15 protein-coding genes are annotated in these 17396 nt (G+C 47.7%); 8 read left to right on the forward strand and 7 right to left on the reverse strand.

The features are described 5' to 3' along the window. Positions 1-68: 68 nt before the first annotated feature. Complete coding sequence (locus tag EHS89_RS05130; RefSeq protein WP_124925058.1) at positions 69-248, reverse strand: hypothetical protein; 180 nt, start codon at positions 246-248, stop codon at positions 69-71. Between the two features lie 203 nt (positions 249-451). After that, positions 452-1501 (reverse strand): permease, encoded by a 1050-nt coding sequence (locus EHS89_RS05135; RefSeq protein WP_124925059.1) that lies wholly within the window; start codon positions 1499-1501, stop codon positions 452-454. Between the two features lie 108 nt (positions 1502-1609). Between EHS89_RS05135 and EHS89_RS05140 the strand changes: the two genes are divergently transcribed. From EHS89_RS05140 to EHS89_RS05150, 3 genes are all read left to right on the forward strand, one after another. Continuing rightward, positions 1610-1909 carry an ArsR/SmtB family transcription factor gene (locus EHS89_RS05140; RefSeq protein WP_124925060.1) on the forward strand — a complete coding sequence of 100 codons (300 nt, stop codon included), beginning with the start codon at positions 1610-1612 and terminating at the stop codon, positions 1907-1909. Between the two features lie 100 nt (positions 1910-2009). Next, positions 2010-2978, forward strand: coding sequence for an MBL fold metallo-hydrolase (locus tag EHS89_RS05145; RefSeq protein WP_124925061.1), 969 nt, complete (start codon positions 2010-2012; stop codon positions 2976-2978). 81 nt (positions 2979-3059) lie between these two features. After that, the gene (locus tag EHS89_RS05150; RefSeq protein ID WP_229753647.1) at positions 3060-3461 is read left to right on the forward strand and encodes a VOC family protein; all 402 of its coding nucleotides are present in this window, start codon (positions 3060-3062) and stop codon (positions 3459-3461) included. Between the two features lie 68 nt (positions 3462-3529). Here the strand turns inward: EHS89_RS05150 and EHS89_RS05155 are convergent, their stop codons facing one another. From EHS89_RS05155 to EHS89_RS05165, 3 genes are read right to left on the reverse strand one after another with little or no spacing between them, the layout of a single operon-like run. After that, positions 3530-6415, reverse strand: a complete 2886-nt coding sequence (locus EHS89_RS05155; protein WP_124925063.1) for a bifunctional diguanylate cyclase/phosphodiesterase — start codon at positions 6413-6415, stop codon at positions 3530-3532. A gap of 36 nt (positions 6416-6451) precedes the next feature. After that, the gene (locus EHS89_RS05160) at positions 6452-7654 is read right to left on the reverse strand and encodes a porin family protein (RefSeq protein ID WP_124925064.1); all 1203 of its coding nucleotides are present in this window, start codon (positions 7652-7654) and stop codon (positions 6452-6454) included. After that, on the reverse strand, positions 7635-8087 hold the full coding sequence (locus tag EHS89_RS05165) for a type 2 periplasmic-binding domain-containing protein (protein WP_124925065.1): 453 nt from the start codon (positions 8085-8087) through the stop codon (positions 7635-7637). The genes EHS89_RS05160 and EHS89_RS05165 overlap by 20 nt, the downstream gene beginning before the upstream one ends. 427 nt (positions 8088-8514) lie before the next feature. On the opposite strand from EHS89_RS05165, the gene EHS89_RS05170 reads away from it, so the two are divergent. The 4 genes from EHS89_RS05170 (at position 8515) to EHS89_RS05185 (ending at position 12870) form a co-directional block, all read left to right on the forward strand. Further along, on the forward strand, positions 8515-10488 hold the full coding sequence (locus EHS89_RS05170; protein WP_124925066.1) for a TonB-dependent receptor plug domain-containing protein: 1974 nt from the start codon (positions 8515-8517) through the stop codon (positions 10486-10488). A gap of 315 nt (positions 10489-10803) precedes the next feature. Further along, entirely contained in the window at positions 10804-11817 is a 1014-nt protein-coding gene (moaA, locus tag EHS89_RS05175) for a GTP 3',8-cyclase MoaA (protein WP_373290082.1), read from the forward strand. Beyond that, the gene (locus EHS89_RS05180) at positions 11818-12501 is read left to right on the forward strand and encodes a Crp/Fnr family transcriptional regulator (protein WP_124925067.1); all 684 of its coding nucleotides are present in this window, start codon (positions 11818-11820) and stop codon (positions 12499-12501) included. A 66-nt stretch (positions 12502-12567) separates the two neighbouring features. Then, on the forward strand, positions 12568-12870 hold the full coding sequence (locus EHS89_RS05185) for a putative zinc-binding protein (RefSeq protein WP_373290081.1): 303 nt from the start codon (positions 12568-12570) through the stop codon (positions 12868-12870). Here the strand turns inward: EHS89_RS05185 and EHS89_RS05190 are convergent. Next, positions 12867-13727, reverse strand: a complete 861-nt coding sequence (locus EHS89_RS05190; protein ID WP_124925069.1) for a LysR substrate-binding domain-containing protein — start codon at positions 13725-13727, stop codon at positions 12867-12869. The genes EHS89_RS05185 and EHS89_RS05190 overlap by 4 nt on opposite strands. Before the next feature lie 122 nt (positions 13728-13849). Here EHS89_RS05190 and EHS89_RS05195 point away from each other — a divergent pair, with 122 nt between their 5' ends. Then, positions 13850-15058 carry an MFS transporter gene (locus EHS89_RS05195; protein ID WP_124925070.1) on the forward strand — a complete coding sequence of 403 codons (1209 nt, stop codon included), beginning with the start codon at positions 13850-13852 and terminating at the stop codon, positions 15056-15058. Positions 15059-15124: 66 nt separating this feature from the next. On the opposite strand, the gene EHS89_RS05200 is transcribed toward EHS89_RS05195, so the two are convergent. Next, positions 15125-17380, reverse strand: a complete 2256-nt coding sequence (locus tag EHS89_RS05200) for an SLC5/6 family protein (RefSeq protein ID WP_124925071.1) — start codon at positions 17378-17380, stop codon at positions 15125-15127. Positions 17381-17396 lie beyond the last annotated feature (16 nt).

Raw genomic sequence — 17396 nt, forward strand, 5'->3', positions numbered from 1 at the left:
ACCAACAAACGACTCAGCCACGTCTAGCTAGCTAAAGTTGTTCAGCGGTCTGATTCATTAGCCGGAGGCTAATGAATATTGTCATCTGTTAGACTTTCTTCATTGACGATAAGCACACCGAATCTGTGATCAAGGTACTCTTCCAGTTCCCATATAGTTTTGAAGGTTTTGGACTCGTCGTTGTACATGACGATCAGCGTGTCGCAATCCCATCCCAACAGGTTTTCATTTAATCGTAATAGCTGCATAGCAACCCCCTTAGCTTTTTCTGATTTTTTGCTTTTAATTGCAGGTAACTAAAGATTAGCAGATCTGTTTTGGGGGCTACGTTGAAGATATTTCGTGGTGATATTTCGGTTTTTGACTATGGGCCGGTCGTTGGCAACCCGGCCCATATTTCTGTTGCTAGCCCTGTTGATATCCTTTTTGATAGTTCTGATCGATAAACCAGCTAAAAGAACAGATTAAACAAGTAGCCCGCCAGCATTGCCATGCTAAATATGACTGTCAGGAAAGCGATGATCATTGGGGTTTTGAACATTGAGCGTAGCAGTATGACTTCGGTCAGGCTTGCCCCTGCGCTACCGATAATCAGTGCCATAACGGCACCCATTCCCATGCCTTTTGCCGCAAGGGCCGCTGAAAGAGGAATGACCGCTTCTGCCCTGATATACAGTGGTACTCCGATAATGGCAGCAACAGGAATTGCCAGTGGATTATCGCTGCCAGTGTAGGTTGCAATGAGATCGGCAGGGATGAAGCCGTAAGTAAAGGCACCAATAGCGATACCCAGTAACAGATAAGGCAACACCTTAGTAAATTGACTCCAGGTTTCTTGCCAGATTCTGTTCCAACGGTTTTCGGTAACGATTTTCAGAGAGGCTGCTCCGGCACAACTATTGGGCAGAGAGGTTGCTTCTACTGAGCCGCAGATAGTAGCCTCTGTTTTTTCAGCGTTACTGTTAGTAGGGCATGTAGTAGGGAATGCTGTCATGTTTTGCGGTTTTGTCTGTGAATTACCAGAACAGCCGGTGGGCGGATTATCGCCCAGTATTTCCGGGCGAATATGTTGAGCGAAGTTAAATCGTTCCAGCAGATAACCGGCGCTGATAGAGACGGTTAGCGCGATAAGTGCGTAGGACAGAGTGACTTGCAGGCCAAAGGTTGCCAGGAACAGTCCGATAATAATCGGATTCAACAGAGGGGATGTAAACAGGAAAGTTATCGTCGGACCGAATCCTGCACGAGCCTTCAACAAACCTGTTAGCATCGGAATAGTTGAGCAGCTGCAAAACGGCGTAACGCCGCCTAAGATGGCGGCAGATAGGTAACCTTTACCGCTTTTAGAGCTGAGTATCCGCTGGATTTTATCTGCTGGCATAAACTCCTGAATAACACCCACAATAAAGCTGATTAGCAGGAACAGAGTGGTTAGCTCTACCCCGAGAAAAATGAACATGCCTAATGTATCTTCAAGCATCGTTAGTAGCTGATCTGACACTTTATATTCCTATATTTCTAAGATTATCGAAACATTATGAATTAGCATTATTTGTTACGTCAAGATATTTCTAGTAATATCGAAATATATATTGATCAGGGCAATATCATGAAGTTAGAAATGGCTGCTAAAAGGCTCGCTGAACTGGGCCATGAAACCCGGCTTAAAATATTTCGTTATCTGGTTAAAGGGGGGCATCAGGGGGTGCCGGTGGGGGAGATTCAGTCGGCACTTGATGTTCCAGGCTCAACATTATCCCATCATATTACCCGGCTGGTTTCAGTCGGGCTGGTCGAACAGCGCCGGGAAGGGCGGACTCTGTATTGTGTACCGCAGTACGATGAGTTGCACGGACTGATCGATTTTCTACAGGAAGAGTGCTGCGTCAATGAGAACAACCCTTCTTAGAATTGACCGGGTTGCTGGATAAGTCGCTGATAGTGTTTTGACAGGCTTAGAGAAAAGGCTGCTATGAAGCTTGTCAACAAAATGCAAAGGAGTGAACGGAATGTCAGGAATTAGGATTAATCGCTTTGCCGGGTTGCTGCCCAGTCTGCTGCTAAGCCTGTTTATAGTAGGTCTGTTTATAGCAGGTCTGCTTATGACTAGAGTCACACAAGCCAAACCGCTGCAGTTGACCGAGGTAGCGCCTGATGTCTATGCGTTGATCGGGCCGATGGAGCAACGCTCGGCGCAGAATCTGGCGAATAATGCTAATTTCGGATTTATTGTCACTCATGATTCTGTTTTGTTGATCGACAGTGGCGGTACTTTACTGGGTGCCGGGGATATTGAAAGCCACATCCGCACAGTAACCGATAAACCGATTCAATTGGTGATTAACACAGGCGGTCAGGATCATCGTTGGTTTGGTAATCGCTACTTTGCCGAGCAAGGAATCAGAACACTGACATCCGTTAAAACTCAGGCAGACCAGAATGCGAGGCGCAATAGTCAAATTGAATCGACCTCAGCTTTGACCGCGGCGAGCTGGGCAGGCACTGATCCTCAGCCGGCAACTGCCGTTGTTTCTGAAACTACTGAACTCACAATCGGAGGACTACAAATTGAGTTGATCCCGGTAGGCCCGGCCCATACCGGTGGTGAAACCCTGGTTTGGTTACCTGAGCATAAAGTACTGTTCAGCGGGGACCTGGTTTATACCGGGCGTATGTTGGGCATAGGCCCTCAGTCACAGCACCGGGACTGGATCGCCGCCTTTGACACAATTCGTCAGCTGGCACCGCAAGTTATAGTACCTGGTCACGGTCAGCCGACCGATCTGTCTGGTGCAGAAAAAGATACCTATGATTATCTGGTTTTCTTAAGGTCTGAGGTGGGGCGGTTGATCGATGCAGGTGAAGAGATGAGTGCGGTTAGCCGTATCGATCAAAGCCGTTTCAGTTATCTTGAGGTGTATGAGCAGATTCATGGCCGTAACGCCCAGCAGGTATTTGAACAGATGGAGTGGGAGTAATCGGTGACTGCCTGCTTCAGCTGAGTTTTCTATACTGCATAGCACAAGGTTGAATATCATCCTACTCGAGAGATGACTGCTATGCCCCGCCTTACACATATAGCCCTTCATGTGGCTGATCTGCAGGCCTGTATAGGTTTCTATTCTGATTACTGCCGGATGGCAGTGATTCACCATCGGGATACTCCGGGCCACAAAGTTGTCTGGATGGCCGAGCCGGGCCGGGAGAAGGACCTGATTATAGTGTTACTGGAAGGTGGACCTGAACGGCCAATGCTGGAAAATGACTACAGTCATCTTGGCTTTGCAATGACCAGTAAAGCTGAGGTGGACCGAGTTGCCAGACAGGCTGAGTTGAACGGAGACCTGATCTGGCCACCGGTGCAGGAGGCTTATCCGGTTGGCTATTACTGCGGTCTGAGAGATCCGAATGGTAATTATGTCGAGTTTAGTTACGGTCAGCCGCTGGGGCCGGGGGCATGAGGCCGGGGCTGAATTGCTGAGCTAATGTCGCTGAGCTTATGTTTCTGAGCTTGTGTGATAATCTCTGCTTAAGATTCATTTTCAATTGAGTTTTTCCTGTTTTGCAATCGCGCTGTAATAGTTGCCTGATCTTCAGTTGCCGGGCCAGGTTTGCCGATCAGATAGCCCTGAGCATAACGTACGCCAAGTTCCTGTAGGGTCTGCATGATTTGGGGTGTTTCAACAAACTCGCCGATGGTCAGCATATCGAAGCCTTTAACCATTTCAGTCAGACAGCGCACAAAGGTTTGCTCTTGCGGGCTGTTAACAATCTCGCGGATATAAGAGCCATCCAGTTTAACGTAGGTGAGTGGCATCTGTTTCAAATAGCTGAAAGATGAAAAGCCCACGCCAAAATCATCCAGAGCAATTTTACAGCCGTGTTTCGCAAGCTGTCTTAAAATTTTCTGGGCGGATTCGAAGTCTTCGAGAAAAGCCGTTTCAGTAATCTCAATGATCAGTTGTTGAGGCCGTATTTTGTAGGTTGCACATAAACTCAGGAACAGGCTGATGAAGTCAGGAGACTGGATGCTCGGCGCAGATATGTTAACTGCCAGGGTAATCTGTTGATCTTTGTGCCGTTGATTATGTTGTGCCAGGTGCATCATGCTCTGGGTTAGCACCCACTTGTCGATATCCCAGATTAACCCGGTCCGTTCTGCTACCGGAATAAAGTCCCCTGGAGGGATAATTTCCCCATCAGGCATTTGTAATCTCAACAGTACTTCGTAATGACATATCTGATGATTGTCGATATTGATAATGGGCTGGAACCAGAGTCGGAACAGATCATCATTAAAGGCCAGACGAATCTTATCCTGCCAACTGACATCCGACTTGATACGATGAATGATCGCTTCGGTCGAATCATACAGATGCCAGCGGCCCTGGCCATTTTGTTTAGCGTTGTACATTGCCATATCCGCGCTGGCCAGTAATTCCTCATCTTTACTGCCATGCTGCGGATACATTGCACAACCAATGCTGCAACTAAAGTGCTGGCGTCCACCGTTACTAAGGCTCACCTCTGTATTCAGCCGTTCACTCATGTTTTCCATCACTTTAGTCGCTTCAGCCTTGCTTACGCGGGGTAGAAGGATAGTAAATTCATCGCCGCCAAGACGGGCAACGAAGTCCGTTCCGCGGGTGTTTTTTTGCAGAATACGAGCAATTTTTCGTAGCACCTGATCGCCTACCCCGTGACCTGCGGTATCATTGATCGACTTGAAACGATCGACATCGATAAACAGCAGAGCGCCGTTCCTGCCGTTATTCAGTGCCTGATTCAGATGGTTCTGAAAATCCCTGCGGTTATGCAGCCCTGTTAACGTGTCGTGGCTGGCCAGCCATGAAAGCTTCTGTTCAGCTTCCATACGATCAGTCAGGTCCATGCCGATTGAGAGGATAGACTGTTCACCTGATTGCTCTTCGATCAGGGAGTGCATCCAGGTAATATATCTTAATGAACCGTAGCGATCATGGAGCTGGGCTTCATGTTGATAAATTGTCAGCTCCTTGCGGCAAAGCAACTGCACTTTTTCGATGTGATCATCCGGCAGAGAGTTTTCTCTGTGCAGGCTGATGAAAGAGTCAGTCTGTGACAGCGTTGGTTTGCGGTGTAGCCAGCTGGTCATTTTGCGGCCCCAGTGGTTCATCGTATGTACCTGGCCATTGCTGCTCTGGGTCACGATAATCAGTGGTGCGGTATCCAGTAGTTTCGCCATAAACTGACGAGCTTCGACCTGTTTGCTCATCTGTTGTTCTAACTGGTCTGCGTGCTGCTGTACTTCCTGTTGTAATACTTCAAATTCATCAGATAGCTGTAGAACTTTATACTCAACCAGGTCCAGTTCATCGGTGAGTATGCTTTTCTTTGAGATATTGATGGTACGGCGTACCGCGTCAAACTTGTGTTCAGATAACATGGGCAGGGCAGCGGCCAGGCGGTGCAGTCGTTGGGTCGGTCGCCATATCAGCAGTAATAGCATCAGTTCTGAAAAGATCAGACCTCCTAGCCCGGAGGCTATGCCGTTAGTGATCGCAGCAGACAAATCTTTCTTTTCGTTTGTAATATTGGTCAGGGAGAGGAGTACGGGGGGATTTCCCAGGATGTTTTGATGCAGCTGAGTGATTTTCTGGATACGGTAAGGAGTGCCTGAGCTTGTTGTTAAAAGGGTGCTGTTGGGCTCGGGTAGTAGTGCCATACTTTTTTTAATTAACGGATTAAGGGTTTCAAATTGATTCAGCGCCCAGATACTCATGCCCCAGTCAGTCAGGTTTCGATCGTTATCGATGTCCTTCCCCGCTTTAAGGATGGCCAGATTCCTGCCTGTAAGCAGTTTAAACCGGGTAGCAAGGCTGCTTATACTCTGGCCAATTGCGATTACGCCGCGGGATCCATTATTGAGTATGAAAGGTTCTATGACGAACAGGGTGCATTGGATTTCGCAGATCAGGAAATTAACCGGTTGCTCATCGGTTGCTGATAGTATGACCTGCTCGGTGATGAGGTTAATGACCTGGTCGCCGATCTGATAGGTTGTGTGATAGCCACCCTGGTCATTTCCTGTCTTATCAAACAGGTGCAAATAGTGGAGGTCGAGATTGAGTGATAAATTTTGCCAGTGCTCCTGTAGTGCTGACTCAAGTGATACCTTATCGTTTTTATTCAGGGCCTGGTCAATGTTACTCATATTAGGAATCAGCACTGCTATTTGCTGTAGCTGCAGATGGCTGTCACTGAGTAGTTCGGCGATAGCCAGATCATCCTGATGGCTCTGGTTTGCGGCACGTTCTTCGGCCTGATTCAGTAACGTAAAGGTGTACAGCACAACTATCCCGGTACAGATGAATACCAGGATAGCACTGAGGAAAGTAACGGCTTTCCATTTTATGCTGAAACCTATTTTATTCATTATTTAGGGGCGGTTGCCTCTCCTCAGTACTCATCTTTAAAAGTTATACACCAGCTGTAATACCAGCATTTGCCAGTGCTCCTTGCGGTCGGCCAAAGAGGGGTTGTCGCTCTTTGGAAGCCATAAGGTGCCGTGGGTGTTGTGGATCTCACCGCGTAGCATCCAGTTTTCAGAAATATCCCAGCGCGCGCCGACTACACGGTTTTTACCAAAGGCGATATGGGCAGCGCCAAACAAGGGTTGATAGAATTTAGTGCCATCGGGGTCTTTCGTATCAAGGGTCTGCTCTTCGTAACGCAGGTATGTGGTCACATCCTGACTAATACGGAAGTCGGTCTGTATATAAAAAGCCTCAGTGTTACTGAACCGGTCGGGTAACACGCCAAAATCCGTTACTTCGTTGTCTGCAGTCAGGTATTCGGCAGTCAGGGACCACTTCTCCTGATTATACTGAAATGAGTAAAGCCACATATCAGAAGCCACATGGCCGGCCCCGAAAGGATCTAATGTGCCGGGTATATAGTCGAATTCCGGGTGGGCGTAGGTCAGCCCTAGTCGTAGGCTGCCACCCAGGTTCTCATAGAGTATACGTGCGCCGCGCATCGTAGCATCGTCAAACTTTCCCGGTAGATCTTGCTGTAATACGTAATACTCCATCTCAGTGTCGGTCCCAGTCTGACCGCTGTAAAGTTCAAAGCTGAGACTACCCCAGTCCCGGTTCAAATTACTGTAAAAGTTACCTCCGTCGGTGGCTATCAGCGAGTTACGCAACTGTTCAAAATAGATTGATGAGGGTACCGATACACCGGATCTGGCATTGGGAATATCCCGGATCAGGTTATAAAAACCGTAGGGAGTTTTGGTTCGTCCCAAACGGATGCCGCTGCGTAAACCGGCTTTATCATAAAAGCTGTAATCCAGCAGAGCATAGTCAAGACGAGGTCTACCGTCATTGGTTTTGCCCGCTTTACGCGAGGTTAGCTGGGCAGCAAAGTTCAGAGTAGGCGTTGCTTCATGGAAAATATTAATGCCTGCCTCGCGAAAATCGAAACTGCCATTCTGAGACTCACCGAAATAGTTGTTGTTCTTACTGTTGATATAGCTCTGACTAAAAAAGCCGTGTATTTCAGTACTATCGTTCAACTCAATAGCTGATACCTGAGAGCTCAAGAGAACCGATGCCATGGCACAGGTTTTGAGGATGAAGCCTGTATCGTTGCTATTGCACCTTAACAACATGGCATGCTCCTTTGTCTGTTGTAGAGTTTATATAGCCGATAGCGCCGGGTGTTGAAGTAACGGCTTCTATCATTGCCTGTTCTGAGGGAACAACTGTCGGTGCTCTACCGGTCCCTGAATAAGTCAGTCGTTGCCACACCCGATCCAGCTGATATGGATAGGTTTTCAGGGCGTTAATCGAAAAACGTCGATGTAGTGGGTGTTTTGTTGGAAGCACAAATACTTTGATTAGGGTGCCGTCGGCCCAGTGTCGGGTTTTCATACCGTAGATTGCCCAGAGGTTTTGAGATGACAAAGTGACGGTGGACTGATCAGGATGAGCAATAATTTGTATTGATTCGGCACGGGCACTGCTGCCCACTGACAGGCAGAGGAACATCATGATGCCGGTGAATAAACCGGTTTTTAAGCACTGAGACCGTTGTCGATTCATCCAGTGAATACCGCCCATACTTGCATTAGCTTTAATGGTTAATTCAGTGTTAGTTGTGATCAGTTAAAAGTGATCATCGAGGGTATAGCTGAATCCCCTGAGCTTCAGAATAGAAGGGTTGTTGATTGAGATACATTAAAACAGCGCTTATGGATACTCATTCTGAGGAGGATAAGTTTCGTTATTGGCTACGGATATTTTAAATCATGGTTATTGTAAGGGAGCTATTGACCAACCGGGGCTTTGTCATTCCGATCGATAGTATGGAGTCAGATATTTTGGTTATTGTTTTTAATGGTTGAGATCAGGTTTTGTAAGAATAATCATCGCCTTAGCGTCTGTGATTAGATTCATGCTGTAATTGGTAGGTAAAAAGTCGTATTCTGTGTCAAATATTTTACGTTAAAACATGTAAAGGGAGTTGCGTGTGAATCAGTTACTGAGTGTGGTTTTAGGTTTAAGTGTTGTCGCATCTCAGGCTTCAGCAAATCAAAATGCGCTAGAAACGATGGATCTTGAAGCGCTAATGTCTCTGGATGTACAGGCTACATCGGTGATGAAACGCGTAGAATCGGTATATGATACGCCGGCCTCTATGTATGTGCTGACCAATGAGCAGATCCATCGCGCCGGAGTTGAAAATCTGTCACAGGCAATCGGACTCCTTCCTGGTATTTTTGTCCGGGATGCCGATAATTCTAAGATCGCTTTAGGTATTCGTAAAAGTCCAAATGAATTTGGTTCGAATATACTGGTGATGATCGACGGGCGCTATTTTTATAACCCGGCTTTCCAGGGGGTTACCTGGGATGCGTTGGATATTCCTCTTGAGACTATTGCCCGGATTGAGCTTATTAGGGGCTCAGGAGGTACTCTTTGGAGTACAAAAGCGTCTTCGGGCGTGATTAATATTATCACTAAGCACAGTATTGATACCCAGGGTTTTGAAGTGACGACCGCAACCGGTGATCCGGTGAATCGACAACTTAACCTGCGCTATGGTGGCCTGTTCGGCCAAACGGGTAGTTATCGGATGAATTTAAAAAGCCAGGGGGTGAAACAGTCCGAAGGCTTTGATGGTAATGAAATTAAGAGTTTCACCAGTCGGCTGGACTACAGTTTCTCCGATGATCTATCGCTATTGCTGACAGCAGGATATCAGAATGGTGATATTGACAGGTTGTTGGTGGGAACTGTAGCTATGTCGACAGAGCCCAGGATTTATGAGGATAAAACCACGACCACGACCAACGATGTAATGATCAGGTTGGATCATCGCCTTTCGGCTAATAAAACCCAGCTGCTGCAAATGAGTTATAGTGTTTTAGATATAGAAACTGACAGTTTTGCCAGAGGTAAAAACTCGATTTTTAATCTGAATTATGCAATGAACTCTGAATTTGAGCGGCATAAGCTGGATTGGGGGCTGGAATATCAATACAACGATGTATTGGTTACCGGTAATGAAATGATATACCTGCCACCAGACCTGAACACTCAGTTGCACAATTATGGATTCTTTCTGCAAGATCAGTACCAGTTGGTACCCGATCAGACCCAGTTAACTTTGGCCATCCGGGTTGATAAAGACCCGATAACCAACTGGTTGTACCAGCCGTCCGTCAAAATAATGCAAAACCTTGGCCGCCACGGTGTACTTTGGGCCGGGGTTTCCCGTTCGGTACAGTCATCGACGTTGTTTGATAAGTATCTCACCTGGCTGCAACCAATGGCTTTACTGCAGGTACAGCCGTACCCTAATCCACCATTTCCGGTTACGCATTACCTCAAAGGGGGCCCTGATATTAAATCGGTTAAGTTTGATAACCTGGAGTTGGGGTATCGGATGAAGCATGAGTTGCTCGAGATGGATCTGTCGCTGTACCGGATCAGCTCTGATAATGACTATGGCGTCCAGACAACCTTCGATCCCTCAATACTCGAATTGAATTCTATTGGGGTCAATGGTGTAAAATCTGTGAAAACCGGTGCTGAAGCAGTGTTTAATTTCCAGCCCCGGCATAACTGGAATCTGCAGTTGGGGCTGAATTATCTGAACTATGAAGCCCGCGCGTTAATGGCAGGTATCGTGATGCCTGAGCCAACGGTTCTAAAGCAGGTTTCGTTACGCTCAGATTATCAGGTATCACCTGAGTTGAATACCTACGTCAGGATAGAACATCAGAACGATATTTCGAGTACATCAGGTAATGACATTCCTGATTATACTTCGGTGGACGCCGGGGTGACCTGGCAGGTTAATCCGTCTCTTGAATTGGGGCTGTACGGCCGTAATCTGTTTGATTCCAAGCACCTTGAATTTGAAATAGATAATGGTGCCTGGTTGGGTAAAACAGAAATTGAACGGAGTTTCTTTGCCCGTGCGGTTGTTAAGTTTTAACGAAAGGGTCCGGATAAAAACGGGGCTTATAGCCCCGTTTTTTCGTTGATGCTTTCGTTGATGCTTCAGTGCTTAATGTTGTAATAGCTGTTGTTCGATTTAATAATCCAGCATATCTCTGTGTGCTCGGGTCTATCCTTCTATTTTTATTTTATTGACATAAGTCATTATTTTATCTGCTATGCCCTGTAGATTCGTGCTCTATACCTCTTATTACTCACTTAGAGGTATGTTGGCTTCTGAGCGCTTTGTCATAATCGTCTAATTGCTTCATAAGCCAAAATAGCTGCGCTTGTATCAGCCTTGGGAGATCGGATGACAATGCATGCAACAGAGGACCAGAATATTCTTCGGGATGGTCTGGGCCGGACAATTGATTATTTGCGGCTATCGGTCACCGATCGCTGTGATTTTCGTTGTGTGTACTGTATGTCTGAAGATGTTCAGTTCCTACCCCGGGCACAGGTCTTAACACTCGAAGAGTTAGCCACTTTGGCCCGAGCCTTTACTGAGCTGGGGGTCAAGCGTATTCGATTAACCGGCGGTGAGCCTTTAGTACGCCGGGACATTGTTTCATTGGTTGAGCATCTTTCAGATCTGCCTGGTTTGGATGAAGTTACCTTAACGACCAATGGTTCCCAGCTAAAACAATTTGCTAAGCCTTTACAGCAAGCCGGCTTGCGCAGAATTAATATTAGTCTGGATACACTGCAACAGGATAGATTCAGTTCGCTGACCCGGCGCGATAAGCTGGATCAGGTATTCGAAGGAATCGATGCAGCAGTGACTGCCGGATTTGAACGTATCAAGCTTAATGCGGTTATTCTGAAAGGCCGTAATGACGATGAGATCGTCGCGCTGGTTGAGTATGCCCGCGAGCGAAACATCGATATCAGTTTTATTGAAGAGATGCCGCTGGGTCAGATAACTGAGCATGACAGAAATGCTACTTACTGCTCCAGTGATGAAGTACAGCAGGTTATTTCAGCACAGTATCCGTTATTAGCGAGCACCGAAAAAACCAGTGGTCCTTCCCGCTATTTCCGTATGGCCGATAGTCAGAGCAGGGTAGGGTTGATATCACCCCATAGCCATAATTTCTGCGATGCCTGTAACCGGGTGCGAATCACCGTTGAGGGTCAACTGTTACTTTGTCTCGGACGAGAGAATGCGGTTGATCTGCGGGCTATTTTACGTCGTTACCCCGGCGATACTCAGCCCTTGAAAGATGCTGTGATCAGCGCTCTGAATTATAAACCAGAGCGGCACTATTTTAATCGGGACGATCAGCCTCAAGTGGTTCGTTTCATGAATATGACCGGAGGTTGAATGAGTCAGCCTGTTTCTGAAAGTGGCTATAATCTGGCCCGTAATAATCTGTTATTTAAATCCCTGGATCAGGAACGGTTTGACTGGTTGTTGGGTAAAGCCCGACAGGAAAGTCGGATTAAAGGTGATGCCTTATTCAGCCAGGGGGAAGTTGCTGACCGTTTTTATCTGGTTATGAGTGGTCGGATTAAACTCTATCATTTGTCGCAGGATGGCCAGGAAAAAGTAGTTGAAGTTATTAGTGCCGGAAATACCTTTGCTGAAGCAGTGATGTTTATGGAGCAGGGCCGTTACCCTGTTTATGCCGAAGTGCTGGAGAACAGTCAGCTACTGGTTTTTCGTAGTAAGGATTATCGCTCTTTGCTACAAGATTCAAGTGAGATGTGTTTCAAGTTAATGTCGACCATGGCCAGAAGGTTGCATTTGCGGATGTCAGAAATTGAAACGCTGACTATTCAGAATGCCCGTCACCGGGTTATTCGCTACCTGTTAACTCAGCTTGAACTCGTTAAACCCGCGAACGTTATTGAACTCAGCATGACCAAACGTCTGATAGCATCACGCTTAGCGATGCAGCCGGAAACGTTCTCCCGGGTTATTCATGATCTGAAAGACCAGGGGATTCTGACGATTCAGGGACGTAACCTGGAAATTCTGGATGTTAAAGCCCTAAAAGCCTGTTAGATAAATATATCCGTGAAAAAACGAGACGTTTTACCGCTTATCTATGCCTGCTCAGGCTGCTCTAATGTGGCTCAGTTGGCAAACGATGTTGCACTGCATTTTGATCATAGTGGCAAAGCGGAGATGTCCTGTATTGCCGGTGTGGGTGGCGGGGTGCCTGCGCTGGTTCGCATTGCCCAGTCTGGCCGCCCGGTGATCGCGATCGATGGTTGTCAGTTACATTGTACCGAAGCCTGTCTTAATAATGCCGGGGTAACGCCAGAGCATCATTTTCGTCTTTATGATCTCGACTATAAAAAACGCAAAAAACAGACTGCCTCAGAAGCTCAGTTTGCTGAAGTGGTAGGGCTGGTTGATGCAGTGCTTTAATCAGGTGTTGCATCAAACAGCGGGTTTTCTTTGATGGTCTGAGCCAGACGTTGAGTCGCTTCATTGGCATTTTCAGCTATAAACAGGGTAATGTCTGTTTCTGTCAGTGGTGGTAAACCCTGTTCGATCACCCGCATATCTGATTCCAACGTATGTAACGGAATTATGCCAATTCCAATTCCTGCACGTACCGCCGCTAACACTCCGCCCCTGCTCTGGCTGGTGAAAGCTATACGGTAAGGCTTATTACTCTGTTCCAGGGCTTTACGGGCATATTCCCGGTGATAACAGCCTTCTTCAAATACTGCCAGGGGGATGACCTCCTGTTTGTGAATCTGATGGCTACTGCTGCCCACCCACACCAGTTTGTCACGTTGCAAACGTATGCCTCCTCCTGAGTTTGCTGGCATCTCTGCCAGAACGATATCCAGCTTACCCTGCGCCAGCCGATCGGTTAGATGGTTGGGGCGATGATCACAGAACACTTCTAATTGAGCCTCCGGATAGTTAACAACAAAGGCTTCAAGTAAGGGCGGTAGTGCGCGACTGGCATATTGATCATGGGTTCCTAAACGTACTTTGCCTGAGATATTCCCATGTTGGAACAGACCTGCAATCTGATCATGCAGGTTAAGTAATTGCTGCGCATGAGAGCGTAGCTGAATGCCGGTGGCTGTCAGTCTGACGCCGTGTTGCCCTCTTTCCATTAGCGGTGTGGTAACCAGGTCCTCCAAGCGATTCAACTGCATGCTAACCGTTGATGGGGCTTTGTTAAGACGATTTGCAGCAGCGGTCAGGTTAAGTGTTTCAGTTACGACCATAAAGGTTCGTAACAGGGCAATCGGCAAATCACGCATATGTCAGAATTCATGTTTATTGAATGAAGTTGTCAATATTTATCGATTTACTGAATAAAGGCAAGTTTCTAATATTGCCGTCCTTACAACATAACCATTACTTTTCGTCGGGAGAGTTAATAATGCGGATCAGCACCACCTTTGGTATGAACCAGATTGTCAGCCATGGCTTCGGTGTATTTCTGTTTGCTGCCCTGGTCCCGCTGATGCGCGAGGAAATTGGCATCAGTCACTGGCACCTGGCAGTTACCGGCGCATTGACTCAATTGTCGTACCTGGCGGGAGCATTATTGCTTAGCCTGGCAGGGCATCGTATCAGTAGTGCTCGACTGGCTTTGGTCACCGGTTCAATAACCTCATTATTGTTACTGACCATGGCGGGTCTGGATGATCCGTTGGCGGTGATGTTGGTGCTCATACTGGCCGCGGCCTGCGCAGCAATAAGCTGGGGTGCCATTGTTGAACTGATTAGCCGATATACGGCGCCAGAGCTTAAATCTACCTACCTGTCTACTGTTTCGAGTGGCACCGCATGGGGCTATGGTTTGAATGGTTTGCTGGTGTTGTTGATAGTGCCATTGTTTGGCTGGCGTAGTGGTTGGTTGATTGCCGGTGTGCTGGGCTGTACGACAGTATTACTGACCTGGCGGTTGTTAATTCGATTACAGAATCGATCCGGTAATAATCAACACAGTACTCAATCAGCAGCGCTGACAGCCGCCCAGTTATTTCGGGCGGTGACCCGGGAGCGAACGGCTTTCTTCGCCAGTCTGATCTGCTGCCTGGTAGGCTTTGCAACTATGCCTTTTTCTACCTGGCTGAGTACCTATCTTGCCGAGCAGGGAGCCGCTGTTCAGCTGGGAGGCTATACCTGGACGGCCGCAGGAATGACAGGCATGCTGGCCGGTTTTTTAACCGGAAAGCTGGCTGACTCCCGTGGTCATGGGGTAGCGCTGTTGCTGGTGTTTATTGGCTTTGCCATAGGGATCATCGCTTTTGTCTATGATCCGGTTAGTTTTGCTGTCATAGCAGGTTGCGGCTATGGGCTGATGTACTTCCCAATGTGGGGCATTATCGCAGGCTGGCTGAATCGACATTATTCGGCCACCGCTACGATGCAGATTAACAGCATAGGTATGGTTGTATTTGGCCTGGGAGGCGCATCAGGTAATTTGTTGGCGGGCTGGCTACAAGAGCTGAATGGTAGCCTGACGAGTATCTATATGATAATCGCTGTGGATGCTTTGTTGCTGGTGTTGATTGCACTTTATGTTCAGCTCACAGAAGCTAAGCCCAATAAGCTTGTGCAGCAGGAAAATGCTTTGTGTTAAGTTGAAGAGTGCTGAGTTGAAGAGTGTTGAGTGGAATAGTATTGCGCTGAACAGGACATAATTCAGTTACTGCGGGGGCTTGGTATCCGGTGCTGAATTGAGTTGATCCAGCTTCAGGCTGAGCTCAGCATAAAGCAGTTTCAGGCGCTTATTTTCCTGCTCCAGTTCGTTTTTCTCACGGCCCGTTTGTCGGGCTTTCAATTGTTCCAGAGAGTCCCGATACTGTTGGGCCTGCAATCGATGTTGATGAATCTGTTCGTAGTGTCCATCGAGGCGGTCCAGCAACTGCTCTATTTCATGTTGCTGAGTGCTGATAGTACGTTCGAGTTCGGCTATCTGGCTGTGCAACACATCAATAGTCCGGTCTTTATCACTACTGCCGGATTGACCAGCCTCTCTCAGTTCGTGGGATATATGATGATAGATCGCCTGTAACTCACTTGCTTCACGGTTGCTGTAACAGAGATGGCTTTTAACCGCACTGTGAGAGCTGGCGGCACCAATTGAACCCGCCAGTTCATGCTCGATCATCCGGTGATACTCCACCAGTTCAATAATATTGATGCTTTTCTTGGTTTGAATATGAAGATCGGTTTCTATCTGTAACAGTCGTTCGAGGGCCTTGTTTCGACGCAGATAGTGGCTAAGTAGTTGTACCGCTTCCTCGCGTTTGTCTTCCAGGGGTATATAGTCATCCAGGCCGCCGGGACGTACTTGACGCTCCTTGTTGTGGTCGAATAGCGCCATGAATTCATTGGTCAGATTACGCTCTTCCTTGTGGGGCTGAGTCAGTACTGATATCAGATAATAGAGCAGGCAGTTAATGCCCAGTGAAAACAGCAGGCCCTGGGCGGTGGTGTCTATGTCTTTGAGTCCGAACAGGGCTTCCGGGTGCAGCCAGTTGATGGCAAATGGACCGCTCTCCAACAGCTCTGGAGCCATGTTGAGTTGGCGCAATAATATGGGGAGCAGCAGGGTGTAGAACCAGACCAGCATGCCGGCCAGCATACTCCACAACGCGGCCTTACCATTACCTCTGCGCCAGAACAGCCCCCCGAATAGCGCCGGCACTACCTGTAACAGGGCGGTAATTGCCAAGGTGCCAATGGACAGTAGCAGATAAGATGCGGTCAGTGCTGTGACAAACAGATAGCTCAGTAGTATGACTGACAACGCCACTGCCCAGCGAGCCTGTAGCAAGTGGCTGCGTAGCCAGATCAGCATTTGCCAGCGTTCAGCCAGAGGCAGAATAAGATGGTTAGTGACCATGGTCGATACGGTCGTTGTGGTGATAATAACCATGCCGGAAGCAGCGGCAAATCCACCGATAAAGGTTGCCAGTGCAAGGCCGTGCTGATTACTTTGTAAGGGCAGTAACAGCATCGTCATATCGGCCTGATCCGGACTGATGCCATGTAATAGCCCTGCACCGGCAATGGGGACCATAAAGACTGAGAACAGCAGTAGGTATAGTGTCAGAATCAGGCTGGCGGGCAGTATATGTTTCTGACTGGCATTTTCGACCACGGCAATATGAAACTGGCGAGGTAACATCAGAATTGAAAAAAAGCCGATGACAAACAGGCCTAGTCCGGCTGAGCCCCGTTGATGCTCAGGTCCCAGCCCGGTGATATGTTCCAGGTTGTTGTTCTGTAACTGATTGAAGATATCACCGATACCCTCATAGAGACCAAAGCTGACAAAGATACCTACCGCCAGCATAGCGCCTATCTTGATCACACATTCAACAGCCAGTACTACCAGCATACCGTAGTGATGTTCGGTCGGATCCAGACGGCGCATACCATAGAGAATGGTAAAGAGAAGCAGAATCAGGCTACTGCCGATACCGGTCAGGTTAATGTGTTCATTATCCAGTGGTGTATCTGTAAGCACGCCGACAGACTGTATGACTGCTTTAATCTGTAACCCGATATAGGGCACGCTCCCTAGTACTACTATCAGGGTGACAGCAGCCGCAATGGCGGGGGAACGGTTATATCGGGCGGCGATCATATCCGCCAGGCTGGTAATATGCAGTGCTTCTTTAACTTGTACCATGCGCCGCAACAGTACCCACCATAAAGCAATACAGAGATAGCTGCCCAGATCCAGCAGTATAAACATGAAACCATGGCTGGCGGCATAACCTATATTGCCGTAAAAGCCCCAGGAAGTATGGAATACACCCATGGCCAGTGCGTAGATCCAGAGATAGTGTGGTTGTAGTTTTTTATGATGCCGTTCGGCGCCGGTGGCAAGGGCAAACAGCAGTGCCATATAAAGACAGATAGCTAAAAAAACACTGAACAGGCTGAACATCGGTTGCTCTCAGCTC

The sequence above is a fragment of the Amphritea balenae genome (assembly GCF_003858655.1).
GTDB classification, from domain to species: domain Bacteria; phylum Pseudomonadota; class Gammaproteobacteria; order Pseudomonadales; family Balneatricaceae; genus Amphritea; species Amphritea balenae.

Excerpts from the sequence above, each read along its gene's own strand:
- EHS89_RS05130 (WP_124925058.1), bottom strand. The coding sequence starts at position 248 with ATGCAGCTATTACGATTAAATGAAAACCTGTTGGGATGGGATTGCGAC.
- EHS89_RS05140 (WP_124925060.1), top strand. The coding sequence starts at position 1,610 with ATGAAGTTAGAAATGGCTGCTAAAAGGCTCGCTGAACTGGGCCATGAA.
- EHS89_RS05145 (WP_124925061.1), top strand. The coding sequence starts at position 2,010 with ATGTCAGGAATTAGGATTAATCGCTTTGCCGGGTTGCTGCCCAGTCTG.
- EHS89_RS05150 (WP_229753647.1), top strand. The coding sequence starts at position 3,060 with ATGCCCCGCCTTACACATATAGCCCTTCATGTGGCTGATCTGCAGGCC.
- EHS89_RS05155 (WP_124925063.1), bottom strand. The coding sequence starts at position 6,415 with ATGAATAAAATAGGTTTCAGCATAAAATGGAAAGCCGTTACTTTCCTC.
- EHS89_RS05160 (WP_124925064.1), bottom strand. The coding sequence starts at position 7,654 with ATGTTGTTAAGGTGCAATAGCAACGATACAGGCTTCATCCTCAAAACC.
- EHS89_RS05165 (WP_124925065.1), bottom strand. The coding sequence starts at position 8,087 with ATGAATCGACAACGGTCTCAGTGCTTAAAAACCGGTTTATTCACCGGC.
- moaA (WP_373290082.1), top strand. The coding sequence starts at position 10,804 with ATGACAATGCATGCAACAGAGGACCAGAATATTCTTCGGGATGGTCTG.
- EHS89_RS05180 (WP_124925067.1), top strand. The coding sequence starts at position 11,818 with ATGAGTCAGCCTGTTTCTGAAAGTGGCTATAATCTGGCCCGTAATAAT.
- EHS89_RS05190 (WP_124925069.1), bottom strand. The coding sequence starts at position 13,727 with ATGCGTGATTTGCCGATTGCCCTGTTACGAACCTTTATGGTCGTAACT.
- EHS89_RS05195 (WP_124925070.1), top strand. The coding sequence starts at position 13,850 with ATGCGGATCAGCACCACCTTTGGTATGAACCAGATTGTCAGCCATGGC.
- EHS89_RS05200 (WP_124925071.1), bottom strand. The coding sequence starts at position 17,380 with ATGTTCAGCCTGTTCAGTGTTTTTTTAGCTATCTGTCTTTATATGGCA.